Below are 16,139 nucleotides of genomic sequence, written 5' to 3' on the forward strand. Positions count from 1 at the left end.
GGCAGAAGTGCGCGACGGCGGTTGACTTAAATAATACTATTATACAATGAACGTCAGACAGCGGGGGCCACGATTCCCGCGCTTCGGGAGAGGGAAGTCTGATGCACGCCGGCTCGTTTCTGCTGGCCGCGCTTGCGGCCGCTGCGGCAGTCGCCACGCCGGCCGCCGCGCAGACTCCCCCCCTCTCGGTCGCGCCGAACGGCCATTATCTGCTTGCCGGCGGCAAGCCCTTCTTCTGGATGGGCGACACCGGCTGGCTGCTGCTCAGCCGCACCAGCCGCGCCGAGGCAGAACAGTACCTCCTCACCCGCAAGCGCCAGGGCTTCAACGTCGTCCAGATCATGGTGCTCCACACCGAGAAGATGACCAACCCGGCTACCGGCCCCGCGCTGGTCGATGGCGACCCCGGCCGCCCGCGCACGACGCCGGGCAATGATCCGGCCAGGGCCGGCGAATATGACTATTGGGACCATCTCGACTGGGTCGCGAAGCGCGCCGAGGAACTCGGCATCTATCTCGCGCTGGTGCCCTGCTGGGGCTCGATCGCAGACGGCGGCAAGCTGAACCTGCAAAACGCACCCGCCTATGGCCGCTTCCTCGCCGAGCGCTACAGGAACCAGCCCAACATCATCTGGCTCAACGGCGGCGACACCCGTTCCGAGATGCGCACCGCAGTGTGGGACGCGCTGGGATCGACAATCAAGCTCTACGATCCCGGCCATCTGATGACCTTCCACCCGATCGGCCGCACCGACTCCTCCTGGCAATATCACGACGCGCCCTGGCTCGATTTCAACATGTTCCAGTCAGGCCACCGCTCCTATGCCCAGGAAGGCGCGAGCGCGATTGGTGAGGACAATTGGCGCTATGTCGCCACCGACTGGATCCGCCTGCCCACCAAGCCGGTGATCGACGGCGAGCCTTCCTATGAGGGCATCCCCCACGGCCTGCACGAGGCGAACCAGCCGCGCTGGCTGGCGCCCGACGCGCGCCGCTATGCCTGGTGGGCGGTGATGGCCGGCGCGTTCGGCCACACCTATGGCGAAAACCACGTCATGCAGTTCTTCACGCCCGGTGCGGACACGGCCAATTTCGAGCCGGTCACGCCGTGGCAGCAGGCGATCGAGGCGCCCGGCGCCAACCAGATGCAGTATCTGCGTCGCCTGATCGAATCGCGACCGATGCTCGAGCGCGTGCCCGATCCGTCGCTGATCACCGACAATGGCACCCGCTATGACCGTGTGCTGGCGAGCCGCGGCAAGGGCTATGTATTTGTCTATACATATACCGGTCGCCCGTTCACGCTGCGGCTCGGCACGACCACGGGCAAGCAGGTCAGCGCGCACTGGTATTCGCCGCGCGACGGCCAGTCGGTGGAAATCGGGACTTTCAACAACACAGGCCAGCACCGCTTCGATCCGCCGGGGGAAACCGCGCCGGGCAATGACTGGGTGCTGGTGCTCGACGACGCGCGCACGCCGCGCGCCGGTCAATAAGGGAATGCGCATGAGCCTGCCGAAGATCAAACATGTCCGCGCCTTCGTCGTGCGCGGCGGTGGCGGCGCCGATTATCACGACCAGGGCGAAGGCCATTGGATCGACGATCACATCGCCACGCCGATGGCGCGCTATCCCGAATATCGCGCCTCGCGGCAGAGCTTCGGCATCAACGTGCTCGGCACTTTGGTGGTCGAGCTGGAGGCCGAGGACGGCACGGTCGGCTTCGCGGTCACCACCGGCGGCGAGCCCGCCGCCTATATCGTCGAGAAGCATCTCGCCCGCTTCCTCGAAGGGCGCAGCCCGTACGAGTTCGAGAAGATCTGGGACCAGATGTATTTCTCGACCCAATATTATGGCCGCAAGGGCCTGGTGATCAACGCGATCTCGGGCGTCGATCTCGCGCTTTGGGACCTGCTCGGCAAGCTGCGCGGCGAGCCGGTCTATCACATGCTCGGCGGTGCGGTGCGCGACGAGCTGCAATTCTACGCGACCGGCGCGCGGCCGGACATCGCCAAGGAACTCGGCTTCATCGGCGGCAAGCTTCCGCTCCACCACGGCCCGGCCGAAGGCTTTGAGGGGCTGGAGAAGAACATCGCCCTGCTCGCCGACATGCGCGCCAAGTGCGGCGACGATTTCTGGCTGATGTATGATTGCTGGATGTCGCTCGACCTCGACTATGCCACCCGCCTTGCCCACCGTGCCTGGAACGAATGCGGGCTCAAGTGGATCGAGGAGGCGCTGAGCCCCGACGACTATTGGGCCTATGCTCAGCTCAAGAAGAATGCCCCCAAGGGCCTGCTCGTCACCACTGGCGAGCATGAGGCGACCCGCTGGGGCTTCCGCATGCTGATGGACATGGAATGCTGCGACATCATCCAGCCCGATGTGGGCTGGTGCGGCGGCGTGACCGAGCTGATCAAGATCGCCAACTATGCCGATTCAAAGGGCGTGATGATGGTCCCGCACGGCTCGTCGGTCTACAGCTACCACTTCGTCATCACCCGCCACAATTCGCCCTTCGCCGAGTTCCTGATGATGCATCCGGGGCCGACCGAGGTGGTGCCGATGTTCGCGCCGCAGCTGCTCGGCGAGCCGGTGCCCGTAAACGGCAGGATCCGCGCGAGCGAACTCGACAGGCCGGGCTTCGGCGTCGAGCTCAACCGCGATATCGCCCTTCACCGCCCCTATTCCCGCTAAGGATAGTACCTCATGAAGCTTTGCCGTTATGGCGCCCCGGGCGCCGAGAAGCCCGGCCTGATCGACAGCGATGGCCGCATCCGTGACCTCTCCGCGCATGTCGCCGACATCGGCCCCGACGCGCTCGGCAAGGATGCCCTCGCCCGCCTCGCCGCGATCGATCCCGCCAGCCTGCCCTTGGTCGAGGGCGATGTCCGCTACGGCGCGTGCGTCGGCGGCACCCGCCAGTTCATCGCGATCGGCACCAACTTCGCCGATCACGCCGCGGAATCGAACCTGCCGGTGCCCGAGGAGCCCGTGGTCTTCCAGAAGTGGGTGAGCTGCATCCAGGGCCCGAACGATCCCGTCACCATCCCGAAGGACTCGAAGAAGACCGATTGGGAAGTCGAGCTCGGCGTCGTCATCGGCACCGCCGCTTCCTACGTCACCGAGGAGGAAGCCCTCGACTATGTCGCCGGCTATTGCGTCATCAACGACGTGTCCGAGCGCCACTGGCAGGTCGAGCGCGGCCTGACCTGGGACAAGGGCAAGGGCTTCCCGACCTTCGGCCCGATCGGCCCGTGGATGGTGACCAAGGACGAAGTCGGCGATCCGCAGGATCTCGGCATGTGGCTGTCGGTCAACGGCAAGAAGATGCAGAACGGCAACAGCAAGACGATGATCTTCACCGTCGCGCAGATCGTCGCCTATTGCTCGCAGTTCATGACGCTGCTCCCCGGCGACGTCATCACCACCGGCACCCCGCCGGGCGTCGGCCTCGGCCAGAAGCCCGAGCCCTGGTATCTGAAGGCCGGCGACGTGGTCGAGCTGGGCATCGAGAAGCTCGGCGAGCAGCGCCAGGAATTCGTCGCCTGGCGGGCCGCCAAGTGAGCGTGTTCGCGGGACGCTATGCCGGCCGCTGCGCCGTCGTCACCGGCGGCGCCTCGGGCCTCGGCAAGGCCGTGGCGACGCGGATCGTCGCGGAGGGCGGCAAGGTCGTCCTCTGGGATCTCAACGCAGACGCCCTCGCCGCCGCCCAGGCGGAAGTCGGCGCTGCCGGCGTGCAGGCGCTCGACGTGTCCGATGCCGCCGCGGTCGAAGCCGCTGCGAAAGCCAGTGCCGAAATCCTCGGCAAGATCGACGTGCTGGTCTGCTCGGCCGGGATCACCGGCGCGACCGTGCCGGTCCATGAATTCCCGCTCGACAGCTGGCTGCGGGTGATGGACATCAACCTGAACGGCCTGTTCTACTGCAACCGCGCGATCGTGCCGCTGATGCTCGAGAACGGCTATGGCCGCATCGTCAACATCGCCTCGGTCGCCGGCAAGGAAGGCAATCCGAACGCCAGCGCCTATTCGGCGTCCAAGGCCGGCGTGATCGGCTTCACCAAGTCGCTCGGCAAGGAACTCGCCGGCAAGGGCGTGATCGCCAACGCGCTCACCCCCGCCACCTTCGAGAGCCCGATCCTCGCCCAGCTGCCGCAGAGCCAGGTCGATTACATGCGCTCGAAGATCCCGATGGGTCGCCTCGGCGAAGTCGAAGAATCGGCGGCGATGGTGTGCTTCATGGCCTCGGAGGAGTGCAGCTTCACCACTGCATCCACCTTCGACACCTCGGGCGGCCGAACCACCTTCTGATGCCCACGCGCCCGCCCTTCATCGATCCGCACGTCCATCTCTGGAACCTGTCGCACATCCGCTATCCGTGGCTGATGCCGCCGTTCAGCGATGAGGGGCCCAATGGCAGTGTCGAGCCCATCGCCAGCGATTACGGGCTCGACGACTATCTGGTCGATGCGGGCGATTGGGACGTGCGTGGGATCGTCCATATCGATGCGGGCGCGCATCCCGACGATGCGCTCCGCGAAACCGAGTGGCTGCAGGCCATGGCCGACGCGCGCGGCCTGCCGAACGGCATCGTCGCCTTTGCTGCACTCGAAAGCCCGACGCTGGAGGGCCTGCTCGGCGCCCATGTCGCGCACCCCAATGTGCGCGGCATCCGCCATATCGTGAACTGGCATGCCGACCCGCAGCGCAGCTATTCCCCGGCGGACATCACCACCTCGGACGCGTGGATGCGGGGTTTCGGGCTGCTCGCGAAGTACGGCCTGAGCTTCGATCTCCAGGCCTATCCCGGCCAGTTCGCGCATCTCGCCGGACTGATCGCGAGGCACCCGGACATTCAGGTCATAATCGATCATGCCGGAATGGCGATCCCCGGCGATGAAGAGGGCTGGGCGGTCTGGCGGAACGGCATGGCGGCGCTCGCCGCGCTGCCCAATGTCGCGGTCAAGATCTCGGGCATGGGCTTCACCTGGCGCCCCTGGACCGTCGATCAGGCCCGGCCCTACGTGCTCGAGACGATCGACCTGTTCGGCGCGGACCGCGCGATGTTCGCCAGCAACTTCCCCACGGACAGGCTGTTCGGCAGCTTCGACCGGCATCTCGGTGCCTATGACGCGATCACCTTCGATTTCTCGGCGGACGAGCGCCTTGCCCTATTCGCCGGCAATGCCAACCGTCTCTATCGTCTGGGCCTGACCCTATGACCCTGCGCGTCGTCGATCTGCGTACCGAGAACACTGTCGAGCTTCTCGGCACCGAGGCCGAGCGGCCTCGCCTTTCCTGGCGGATCGAAAGCGACACGCCGGGCACGGTGCAGGCACAGTACCGCATCCGCGCCGCCGCCACCGCAGACGCACTCGCCGGCGCCGGTCTGCTCTGGGACAGCGGCGCGGTGGCCAGCGATGCCAGCTTCGACATCGCCTATGCAGGCCCGCCTCTCGCTTCGATGCAGCGCATCTGGTGGTCGGTCGAGGCCCATGACGATGCCGGGCGCGTCGCCCATTCTGACCCGTCCTGGTTCGAGACCGGCCTGCTCGCGCCCGCTGACTGGCGCGCCGACTGGATCGAAGCCGAAGACGCATTCGCCGCAGCCGAACGCGCCGCCGGGGTCACCTGGGTGTGGAGCGAAACCGCGCTCGACGACCGACCCCACGCCTTCCGCCTCGATTTCGACGCCCCCGCCGATCTCGTCCGCGCCGAGGTGCTGGTCGCCGGCAAGGACCACCTCCGCGGCGTCTGGGTCAATGGCGAGAAGTCGCCGCTCGACTGGCATTTCGACTGGGACACCTATCTCCCCTTCTGGGGCACGCTCGCCCCCTATGCCGGCGAAGTGAAGCCAGGCCGCAACAGCGTCTGCGCGCTGGTCGAAGCCGACACCACCGGCTTCTTCCCCGTGGATGGCGGCGCCTTCGCCGCGCTGATCCGGCTGTACCGCGCCGATGGCAGCGTCGATCGGATCGTCAGCAGCGCATTCCGCCTGATTCCGTCCCCGCCCGAGGGTTGGACGGAGTCCGGCTTCGACGCGAGCGACTGGGCCGCGCCCGTCCCCAGCGGCGCCAATGTCCATAACGATCCGCGTCCCAGCGAACCGGCGATGCTGCTGCGCACGGAGTTCACCGCCGACCAGCCGGTCGTCGCGGCACGGCTCTATGCCACCGCGCTCGGCGCCTATGACGCGCGGATCAACGGCCAGGCCGTCTCCGGCGCGATCCTCGCCCCTGAGATCAGCGTCGCGGCCGACCATGTCCTCTACCAGGCGTACGACGTCACCGACCTGATCCGCCCTGGCGCCAACGCGTTCGGCGCCACGGTCGGCGACGGCTTCTATGCCAGCCCGTTCGGTTGGCGGATCGAGCGCTATGGCTTCGGCCCCGCCCCACGCCGCTTCCGCGCCCAGCTGCGCCTCGATTACGCCGACGGCACCAGCCAATGGATCGAGACCCGCCCCGACTGGCGCCTCGCCCCCTCGGCGATCAGCAAGTCCGAAATCTATGACGGCGAGACCCGCGATGCCCGCGACGAGCAGCCTGGCTGGGACCTGCCCGGCTTCGACGCCTCGGCATGGACGCAAGCCAAGCGCGGCGCGGAGCCCGACACCCGCCTGATCGCCCAGACCTCGCCCCTGCTCGAACGCACCGGCAGCCTGAGGGCACGCAGTGTCAGCGAGCCGCTGCCCGGCCGCTACGTGTTCGACTTCGGCCAGAACTTCCCCGGCTGGGTCCGCATCCGCGCCACAGGTCCGGCAGGCACCACGATCACGGCGAAGTTCGCCGAGCTGCTCAACCCGAACGGCACCGCTGACCTGTCCAACCTCCGTCTCGCCAGGGCGACCGACAGCTTCACGCTCGCCGGCACCGGCGAGGAGACCTTCGAGCCGAGCTTCACCTATCACGGCTTCCGCTATGTCGAGATCGCCGGCTATCCCGGCGTGCCGACCCTCGACGACATCGAGGGCGTGGTCGTCCACAGCGCCTGCCGCGAAACCGGCGGCGTGACCTTCCACGACGCGCCGCTGCTCCAGACCATCTTCGACAACGCATTGTGGAGCCAGCGCTCGAACTTCTTCGCGGTGCCCACCGATTGCCCGCAGCGCGACGAGCGCATGGGCTGGATGGGCGACATCCAGGTGTTCGCGGACGCCGCCGCGTTCAACATGGAGGTCGATCCCTTCATCCGCCGCTTCCTGCTCGAAGCGCGCGCGGCGCAGCGGCCCGACGGCGCCTATCCGATCGTGGTGCCGCAGCCGCTCTCCTTCCCCGATGTGGTGACGGCGGGCTGGAGCGAGGCCGGGATCATCCTGCCCTGGCAGCTCTGGCGGCGTTACGGCGACACCGCCGTGATCGACGAGAATTGGGACGCGATGGCAGGCTGGATGGCCTTTGTCGCACGCACCAATCCCGACGGCATCTGGCGCAACGATCGCGGGCTCGATCTCGGCGACTGGCTCTCGGTCGATGCGATCAAGCCCGATGACGAGACCACTCCGCGCGTGCTGTGCGCCACTGCCTATTGGGCCTGGTGCGCCGAGCTGATGGCCGAGATGGCCGAGGCCACCGGCCGCGACGCCGGCGAATGGCGCACCCTGCACGCAAAAATCGCCGCCGCCTTCGCCGCCGAGTTCGTCGCCGCTGACGGCACCGCCGGCAATGGCAGCCAGGCGAGCCAGGTGCTCGCGCTGTTCATGGGTCTGGTGCCCGAGGATAGCCGCGCCGCCGCTGCCGAAGTGCTGGCCAAGGACATCCGCGCACGCGGCATGAGGCTCTCCACCGGCTTCCTCGGCACGCCCTATATCCTTGACGTGCTCGCCGATGCCGGCCGGCATGACGAAGTCGCGGGGCTGCTGCTCCAGACCGGCTATCCGAGCTGGGGCTATATGCCTGCCCAAGGCGCTACGACGATGTGGGAACGCTGGAACGGCGACACCGGCGACCTGTCGATGAACAGCTACAACCACTATGCCTTCGGCGCGATCGTCGGCTTCTTCTACCGGCGACTGGCGGGCATCGCGCCCGCCGCGCCCGGCTTCCGCCGGATCGCCGCGCGGCCGCTCTGGTATCCGGCGATCGGCCGGGTCTCGGCGCGCTACGAGTCCGTGGTCGGCCTTATCGCCGCCGAAACCGATGGCGATGCAAGCGGCCTCACCCGCTTCACGCTCACCATCCCCGCCAACACCATCGCCGAAATCGACCTGCCCGGAAGCGGCTGGCGCCTCGGCGACACGCCGGTCGACAGCCGTACGGAAGTCGGCGCCGGCACCCATGCATTCATGAAATCCGGAGAGTGACGATGCCTACCCTCGGCCTGATCCATAATTCGGCAACCCTCGTGCCGATCTTCACCGAGATCGCGGCGCGGGTGATGCCGGCCGACGTCAAGCTGCTCCACTTCGTAGACGAGAGCACGATCAAGAACACGATCGCCGCCGGCCATCTCCAGAAGTCGACGATGCGTCAGGTCGTCCGGCTGGTCGGCTCGGCCTTCGATGCCGGCTGCGACGTCGCGATGGTCACCTGCTCGTCGATCGGCAAGGCAGTCGAGATGGCGGCCGAGCTTTACGACCAGCCCGTACTCCGCGTCGATCGCGCCATGGCCGAGAAGGCCGTCGCCAGCGGCACCCGCATCGGCGTGGTCGCCACCCTCTCCACCACCCTCCAGCCGACCGCCGACCTCGTCCGCCGCGTCGCCGCCGAGCAGGGCAAGCAGATCGAGATCGTCGAGCATCTCTGCGAAGGCGCGTTCCAGGCCGTGATGGCCGGCGACGGCGCCACGCATGACCGCATCGTGAGCGAGGGCCTGACCGAGGGCATGAAGGGCGTTGACGCCATCGTCCTCGCCCAGGCATCGATGGCGCGCGTCGTCGCCAGCCTGCCGGAGGGAGCAGTGTCGGCGCCGGTCTATGCCAGCCCCGAACTCGGCATGGAGCATGCCCGCGCCGTGCTGGCGGGCCTCGGCCAAGGCTCGGGGAAGTGAAGAAGCGGCGGCTGGTCCTCGGCTTCCTCGCCACCCTATCGATCATCACCTTTATCGACCGGCTGGCGATCGCGGTCACCGGCCCGTCGATCCAGAAGGATCTCGGCATCACCCCCGCCGAATGGGGCTGGGTGCTGAGCGCCTATGTCATCGCCTATGCGGTGTTCGAGATCCCCTCGGGCGCGATGGGCGACAAGCATGGCTATCGCAAGGAGCTGACCCGGATCACGGTCTGGTGGTCCTTCTTCACCGCGATCACCGCAGTGTGCCGCAACTTCTGGCAGCTCGCCGCCGCGCGCTTCCTGTTCGGCCTCGGCGCTGCCGGTGCCTATCCCAACATGACCGGCGTGCTCTATCGCTGGCTGCCGGCCCGCGAGCGTGCGCGCGGCCAGGGCGTGATCTGGGCCGCCAGCCGCTTCGGCGGCGCCCTCGCCCCGCTGCTGCTGGTCCCCGCCAACAAGCATCTCGGCTGGCAGGCAGTCTTCGTCATCCTCGGTGTGATCGGCGCGGTCTGGGCGCTCGCCTGGTGGAAATGGTTCCACGACAAGCCCGCCGAGCAGCCCGGAATCACAGCCGCCGAAGTCGCCGAGATCGGCAGCGACGAGCATGCCGGCCATAGCGGCACGCCGTGGAAGCAGCTGTTCGCCCTGCCTCAGCTCTGGCTGATCTCCATCGCCTATCTGTTCTACGCGTTCGGCAGCTGGTTCTTCTTCGGCTGGTTCCCGACCTGGATGGTCAAGGGCGCGGGCTTCACCGTCGACGAGATGGGCCTGTACGGCTCGATCCCGTTCCTGCTCGGCGTGGTCGGCAACCTCGTCGGCGGCGCGTTGTGCGACCGGCTGGCTGCGCGGATCGGCAGCCGCAACGCCTATCGCCTGATCGCCTCGACCTGCCTGGTCGGCACCGCCGCTTTGCTCGTCGCGATGAGCCTGGCGACCAGCAAGTTCGCGATCGTCGCGCTGGCCGGCGCGGCCTTCATGGTGATGGACCTGATGCTCCCCGCCGCCTGGGCGATGTGCATGGCGATCGGCGGTCGCTTCGGCGGCACCGCCTCGGGCGTGATGAACACCGCCGGCAATCTCGGCGGCTTCGTATGCTCGGTGGCGTTCGGCTACGTCGTCGCCGCCACCGGCAACTACAACCTGCCGCTGCAGGGCATCGCGCTGATGGTGGTCCTGGCGGCCGTGATCTTCGCGACCATCGATTGCACCAAGGGCTTCGACCACAAGAAGTCGATCTGAGGAGGGAAGACATGCGCTGGCTGATCGCCGCCGCCGCCGGATGCGCGCTCGCCGCATCCGCCGCGTCCGCGCAGGACCGCACACCGCCGCTCAAGGTATCGGCGAACGGCCGCTATCTGGAATCGAACGGCAAGCCCTTCTTCTGGCTCGGCGACACCGGCTGGCTGCTGCTCGGCAAGCTCAACCGCGAGGAGACCGAAGCCTATTTCGCCAAGCGCGAGGCGCAGGGCTACAACGTCATCCAGGTGATGATGCTGCACGGGCCGAAGATGGAGAACCCCGTCGCCGGCCCGGCCCTGGTGGACGGCGACCTCACCCGCCCGCGCGTCACCCCCGGCAACGATCCCGCCAAGCCCGGCGAATATGACTATTGGGATCATCTCGACTGGGTGTTCGATCGTGCCGCCGCGCACGGTCTCTATATCGCGCTGGTGCCGGTGTGGGGCGACTTCGCCGATTTCCGCCTGCTCAACGCCGATACCGCCCCGGTGATCGGCCGCTTCGCCGCCGAGCGCTACAGGAACAAGCCCAACCTGATCTGGGTGAATGGCGGCGATCGCTATCCCGAGCTTTCCCCGCTCGCCTGGGACATCCTCGGCAAGACGATCCGCGCGATCGATCCCAACCATCTGATGACCTATCATCCGGCCGGCCGCGCCAGCTCGTCCTGGATGTTCCACGACGCGCCCTGGCTCGATTTCAACATGTACCAGTCGGGCCACCAGAGCTACGCGCAGGACCACCAGCTCAACGCGCGCGGCGAGGATAACTGGGTCTACACCACCGACGATCTCTCGCGCAGCCCGGCCAAGCCGACGATCGACGCCGAGCCGAGCTACGAGAACATCCCCCACGGCCTCGACCGTGCACCCGAGCCGCGCTGGGGCGCCGCCGATGCCCGCCGCTATGCCTGGTGGTCGGTCCTCGCCGGCGCGTTCGGCCACACCTATGGCGAGAACAGCGTCATGCAGTTCTTCACGCCGGGCAAGAAGGCCAATGCCTATTGGCCCAAGCTCTCCTGGCAGGAAGGGCTAGACGCCCCCGGCGGCAGCCAGATGCACCACCTCAAGGACCTGATCCTCTCGCGCCCCTTCTTCGAGCGCGTGCCCGATCAGTCGCTGATCCCCGACAGCGGCCCGCGCTACGAGCGCGTCGCCGCCACCCGCGGCAAGAACTACGCCATCGCCTATACCTATACCGGCCGCCCCTTCCATGTCCGGATGGGCAAGATCAGCGGCACCCGCGTCCGCGCCGCCTGGTTCGATCCGCGCACCGGGGCAAGCACGCCGATCGGCACTTTCGCCAACACGGGCGTCCGCCTGTTCACGCCGCCCGGCAAGACCGCACCGGGCAATGACTGGGCGCTCGTGCTCGACGACGCCAAGGGGAATAACCAGTGAAGACCTTCGCCCTCGCCACCGCCCTCCTGCTCGCCGGCGCCGCCGCCCCGCTGCCCGCGCTTGCGCAGCAGGAAGCGCAAAAGGCCTCCCCCGCCGCCGCCAAGGTCGCGCACGAACGCCTCTATATCGGTTCGGCATGGTATCCCGAGCAATGGCCCGAAAGCGCCTGGGCCGAGGATCTCCGCCTGATGCAGGGCCACGGCGCCAATGTCGTCCGCATCGGCGAATATGCCTGGAGCAAGATGGAGCCGGAGGAAGGCAAGTACGACATGGACTGGCTGGTCCGCGCCGTCCGCATGGCCAACAAATACGGCATGAAGGTCGTCATCGGCACGCCGACCGACACGCCCCCGGCCTGGATGACCCAGAAATACCCGGACACGCTGCAGATCGACGGCACCGGCAAGCAGATCGGCCATGGCGGCCGCCGGCAATTCTCGATCTCCTCAAGCCGCTATCGGACGTTCGCCCGCGACATCGTCACCCGCATGGCCCAGGCGCTCAAGGACGAGCCCAATGTCATCGGTTGGCAGATCGGCAACGAGCCGACCGACGAGAGCTATGACCCCGAAGCCCGCGCCGCCTGGGTGGCGTGGCTCAAGCAGCGCTACGGCACGCTCGACAAGCTCAACGCCGCCTGGACCACCGAGTACTGGTCGCAGACCTACACCGCCTGGGAGCAGGTGCCGTTCAACAGCGACAAGGCCAATCCCGGCTGGATGCTCGAGCTCAAGCGCTTCATCACCTCGCAGTGGCGCGCCTTCCACCGCAACCAGATCGACGCGGTCCGCGCCGTGGTCGGCGACAAGCAGTTCATCACGATCAACTTCGGCGGCCTCGGCTGGGCCAATCGCTTCGATCGCTACGAGATGAACCGCGACCTCGATTTCGCCTCCTGGGACGAATATGTCGGCATGGGCCATGTGAAGCCCTATCGCATGGGCGCCACCCATGACCTCGTCCGCGGCTGGAAGCGCAAGAATTTCTGGGTGATGGAAACCCAGCCCGGCTTCGTGAACTGGGCACCCGTAAGCAACATGCTCTATCCCGGCGAGACCCGCGCAGTCGCCTGGCAGGCAGTCGGCCACGGCGCCGACGCGGTGCTCTACTGGCAATGGCGCAACGCGCTGAACGGCCAGGAGACGATGCACGGCTCGATCGTCGGCCCCGACGGCAAGCCGCTGCCCGTCTATCCCGAGATCCAGCAGATCGGCCGCGAGATGAAGGCCGCCTCGCCGGCGCTGGCCGGCACCACCCCGGTCTCCCCGGTCGCGATCCTCCAGGACTATCCGAGCCGCTGGGCGATCGACTTCCAGCTCCACCACAAGGATTACGACCAGATCGAGACGCTGCTCGACTATTACCAGCCGCTCAAGAACGCGCTGGGCGCCGTCGATGTCGTCGAGGCAGCGGAAGCCCCGCTGGCCGGCTACAAACTGGTCGTCGCCCCCAGCCTCAACGTCATCACGGACGCGACTGCCAAGCGCCTGACCGACTATGTCCGCGGCGGCGGGCACCTGATCCTTGGGCCCCGCTCGGGCATGAAGGACGAGTACAACCGCCTAGACACCGTCCGCCAGCCCGGCCCGCTCGCCGAACTGCTCGGCGGCCAGGTCGAGCAATTCTACGCGCTCGACGAGCCGATCGAGGTTGGCACCGGCAAGGCAACGATCTGGGCCGAAATGCTCTCGACCAGTGCACCGGATACCCAGGTCGTCCTGCGCTACGGCAAGGCAAACGGCTGGCTCGACGGCAAGCCCGCCGCGATCTCGCGCAAGGTCGGCAAGGGCAGCATCACCTATGTCGGCGCGCTGGTCGATGACGGCGTGATGAAGACCCTTATCGACACCGCCCTCGCCGACGCCAGGGTATCGCGCGATTTCGCCGTGCCCGAGGATGTCGAGCTGATGACCCGCGAGGGCCAGGGCAAGCGCATCGTCATCCTGGTCAACCATAGCCGGGAGCCGCGCGAGTTGGTCCTGCCGGCGGCGATGACCGACCTGCTGGCGGGCGGGAAGGTCAGCAAGGTGACGCTGGGCCGCGAAGGCGTGGCGGTGCTGCAGCGCTGAACTGCTCCAACTGCCCCATGACCGTCATCCCCGCGCAGGCGGGGATCCATTACGGCTGGCCGAAATGAGTCCCACCGCATTCAGCGACAATGGATCCCCGCCTGCGCGGGGATGACGGGGTTGTTTGAGGCCTGCGCAGCACACGCCCACCCCTTCCCCGGCGAAGGTCGGGGCCCAGTTTCGGCGCAGTATCGATGGCGCAGGAACCTCGCGAACAACGTCGCAACTGGACCCCGACCTTCGCCGGGGGAACGGAAATGGCGAAACGCCGCATCCTGAATGTCGGGCAGCAGTCCGACGACGTGGCAAGCGCCCCGGATGCAGACATCAGCGCTTCAGCGAGCGCGCATCCTCAACCGCGTCCTGCCCGGATTCCAGGTCAAGCCGCAGGACCCTCCAGCAATCATCAAAGCCTCGCCCTTCGCAAAGAGATTTCAGTTCCGGGTCGGCAACGGCCAGGAACATGGCCCAATGCGCCGCGTCCAGATCGCTGCGGGATGGGCTGGTTTTGTCACGCGCATGACTATTGACGGTCACTGCATAGAGCGCGCCGTACGCATCGACATCGGAGACATGCCTCGTCGCCTCTCGAAACGCCTCCGTTGGGACATAGGCGAGATACTCTGTCCCGACCAATGCCATCAATTGCTCCCGTCATCCTGATGCGCCGCCAACACAATTCGGCGAGCCAACTCGGCATAAACCTCAGGCCTCCGGCTGTCGTTTGCGACGACTTCCGCTTCGACGATGCCGTAGCCGGTTCCAAGCTCTGCGTTAGCGCGCTCAACGCCCACGCTGATCCAATCCCGGCTTTCCTCAGCCTCGATAGGAGCGCCATGCGAGCACCCACCAACCGCCGGCAGCACCCTGACATTGAAACTCGCATTGGGTGCGGACTGAACGCGCATCCTCAACAAATTATGCGTCGGACCGGGAATATGGCTGCCCCGGAAAAAATCGCCGTCCTTGGTCACTCTCATTGCCCGAGCCTAACGCTGCTGGCGTCCACATTCTACCGGAGACCGCTCGATAGCAGTGCTTCAGTGCGCGCGACTGGCGATTCCAGCACAAGGCCAAGGTGACGCGATATCCTGGAAAGGCTCGATATCCACCTATCCCCCCAGCCGAACCGTCTCGAAGAACCCGTCCCCGCCCATCTGCCCGCCCTTGAGCACCAGCTCGAGCCCATCCACGGCAGGATCGGCAGCATGCGCCCGCACCAGCGGCGCGCCGCGTTCGATCGGTGCGGCCCAGGTCAGCGCGTCGATGCCGAGCTGCGCGACGCCGTGGCTCGACGTGTCGCCGCCCGCGAACAGCAGCCGCTGCAATCCGGCCCGGCGCACCACCTGCGCGGCAACCCGGCCCAATGCCTGACCCAGCTTCTCGCCCGCCGCCGGTGCCGTCGCGTCCAGTGGCCCCTCGGCCGAATGGATCAGCGCCTTGCCCTGCCCGGCCAGCGCCGCCAGCGCCGCATCGGCCAGCCGCGCCTCTTCCGCCGAAGACCCCTCCAGCAGCGCGCCGACATCTGCCAGCGTCGCGGCGAAGCCATCCGCCGCACTCCGCCCGATCTGCCGCGCCGTCGCCGGCGAGCAGCTCCCGCTCACTACCAGCAACCGGTCGACCGCCCCGGCGCGCACCTCCGCCGGTCGCCCGTCGATCAGCCCGGCCGCCTGCCAAGCCAGCACCAGCGCCCGGGTCACGCCTGAGCTGCCCGCCGCGAAGCGCACGCCGCGCGACAGCAGCACCTCGCCCGCCGCCGCCAGATCCTCCATCGCGACGCCGTCGAACAGCACTGTATCGGCATCGGCCGCGTCGAACCCCGCGCTCGCCTGCCCGGCCCGGATCGCTTCCAGCGACACCAAAGCCACCCGGGCATCGCTCTGCCCGGCAAGGTGACGGATCAGGTCGGCCTCGTGCATCGGCGTGACCGGGTGGCGCGCCATGGTCGGGTGGCGATCGATGCGGAACACCTCGGCGCCCGCCGCCGCGAACAGATTGCCGAACGCGACATAGCGGCGCAGGTGCGGCGCGCCGACCAGGATCGCCGCCTTGCCCGGAAACGCCGCCCGGCCCAGCTCGATCGCGCGGCCGATCGATCCGGTGGTCGGGCTGGAATCGAAGGTTGAGCAGGTCTTGTAATGGACCGTCGCTCCCTCCCCCAGCGCCGCGAAGGCGGGGGGAAGATGCGCGTCCATCCAGTCGGGCGACTGGCTGCGGCTGTCCCCGGCAATGCCGATCGCCCGTACCTCTGCGAAACGCGCCCGCAGCGCCGCATCGGGCGCACGCAGGAACAGCACCGCCGGCACCCCACCCTCGGCAAGCTGCTCGAGCACATCGGTGGAGCCGGTGAAATCGTCGCCGTAAAAGCCGTAGAGAAGGTCGGTCATTTCACTCTCATCCTCATCCCGGCGAAAGCCGGGATCTCAGGCGAAGGCACGG

The 16,139-nt window shown here is 67.3% G+C and carries 13 protein-coding genes; 10 read left to right on the forward strand and 3 right to left on the reverse strand.

The features are described from left to right. Nucleotides 1–101 precede the first annotated feature (101 nt). The 10 genes from O3305_RS08225 to O3305_RS08270 are packed head-to-tail and all read left to right on the forward strand — an operon-like array spanning nt 102 to nt 13,700. Nucleotides 102–1,496, forward strand: coding sequence for a glycoside hydrolase family 140 protein (locus O3305_RS08225; RefSeq protein WP_269575959.1), 1,395 nt, complete (start codon nt 102–104; stop codon nt 1,494–1,496). Between the two features lie 10 nt (nt 1,497–1,506). Then, entirely contained in the window at nt 1,507–2,697 is a 1,191-nt protein-coding gene (gene rhmD, locus O3305_RS08230; protein ID WP_269575960.1) for an L-rhamnonate dehydratase, read from the forward strand. A 12-nt stretch (nt 2,698–2,709) separates the two neighbouring features. Continuing rightward, nucleotides 2,710–3,567 carry a fumarylacetoacetate hydrolase family protein gene (locus O3305_RS08235; protein ID WP_269575961.1) on the forward strand — a complete coding sequence of 286 codons (858 nt, stop codon included), beginning with the start codon at nt 2,710–2,712 and terminating at the stop codon, nt 3,565–3,567. Continuing rightward, a complete protein-coding gene (locus tag O3305_RS08240) occupies nt 3,564–4,313 on the forward strand; it encodes an SDR family NAD(P)-dependent oxidoreductase (RefSeq protein ID WP_269575962.1) in 750 nt (249 codons plus the stop codon). Before O3305_RS08235 ends, O3305_RS08240 begins: the two co-directional genes overlap by 4 nt. Further along, nucleotides 4,313–5,224 (forward strand): amidohydrolase family protein, encoded by a 912-nt coding sequence (locus O3305_RS08245; RefSeq protein WP_269575963.1) that lies wholly within the window; start codon nt 4,313–4,315, stop codon nt 5,222–5,224. Before O3305_RS08240 ends, O3305_RS08245 begins: the two co-directional genes overlap by 1 nt. Beyond that, nucleotides 5,221–8,304, forward strand: a complete 3,084-nt coding sequence (locus O3305_RS08250) for a family 78 glycoside hydrolase catalytic domain (RefSeq protein WP_269575964.1) — start codon at nt 5,221–5,223, stop codon at nt 8,302–8,304. Before O3305_RS08245 ends, O3305_RS08250 begins: the two co-directional genes overlap by 4 nt. Nucleotides 8,305–8,306: 2 nt before the next feature. Then, nucleotides 8,307–8,990 carry an aspartate/glutamate racemase family protein gene (locus tag O3305_RS08255; protein WP_269576478.1) on the forward strand — a complete coding sequence of 228 codons (684 nt, stop codon included), beginning with the start codon at nt 8,307–8,309 and terminating at the stop codon, nt 8,988–8,990. Beyond that, the gene (locus O3305_RS08260) at nt 8,987–10,231 is read left to right on the forward strand and encodes an MFS transporter (RefSeq protein WP_269575965.1); all 1,245 of its coding nucleotides are present in this window, start codon (nt 8,987–8,989) and stop codon (nt 10,229–10,231) included. Before O3305_RS08255 ends, O3305_RS08260 begins: the two co-directional genes overlap by 4 nt. A gap of 11 nt (nt 10,232–10,242) precedes the next feature. After that, the gene (locus O3305_RS08265; RefSeq protein WP_269575966.1) at nt 10,243–11,631 is read left to right on the forward strand and encodes a glycoside hydrolase family 140 protein; all 1,389 of its coding nucleotides are present in this window, start codon (nt 10,243–10,245) and stop codon (nt 11,629–11,631) included. After that, on the forward strand, nt 11,628–13,700 hold the full coding sequence (locus tag O3305_RS08270; RefSeq protein WP_269575967.1) for a beta-galactosidase: 2,073 nt from the start codon (nt 11,628–11,630) through the stop codon (nt 13,698–13,700). The genes O3305_RS08265 and O3305_RS08270 overlap by 4 nt, the downstream gene beginning before the upstream one ends. Nucleotides 13,701–14,027: 327 nt before the next feature. On the opposite strand, the gene O3305_RS08275 is transcribed toward O3305_RS08270, so the two are convergent. The 3 genes from O3305_RS08275 to O3305_RS08285 all read right to left on the reverse strand — a co-directional run bounded on the left by O3305_RS08275 (nt 14,028) and on the right by O3305_RS08285 (nt 16,087). Beyond that, a complete protein-coding gene (locus tag O3305_RS08275) occupies nt 14,028–14,342 on the reverse strand; it encodes a hypothetical protein (protein WP_269575968.1) in 315 nt (104 codons plus the stop codon). Then, complete coding sequence (locus O3305_RS08280; protein WP_269575969.1) at nt 14,342–14,674, reverse strand: hypothetical protein; 333 nt, start codon at nt 14,672–14,674, stop codon at nt 14,342–14,344. The genes O3305_RS08275 and O3305_RS08280 overlap by 1 nt, the downstream gene beginning before the upstream one ends. A gap of 138 nt (nt 14,675–14,812) precedes the next feature. Further along, nucleotides 14,813–16,087 (reverse strand): four-carbon acid sugar kinase family protein, encoded by a 1,275-nt coding sequence (locus O3305_RS08285; RefSeq protein WP_269575970.1) that lies wholly within the window; start codon nt 16,085–16,087, stop codon nt 14,813–14,815. Between the last annotated feature and the right edge of the window lie 52 nt (nt 16,088–16,139).

The sequence above is a fragment of the Sphingomonas sp. NIBR02145 genome (genome assembly GCF_027359115.1).
Lineage (GTDB): Bacteria > Pseudomonadota > Alphaproteobacteria > Sphingomonadales > Sphingomonadaceae > Sphingomonas > Sphingomonas kyeonggiensis_A.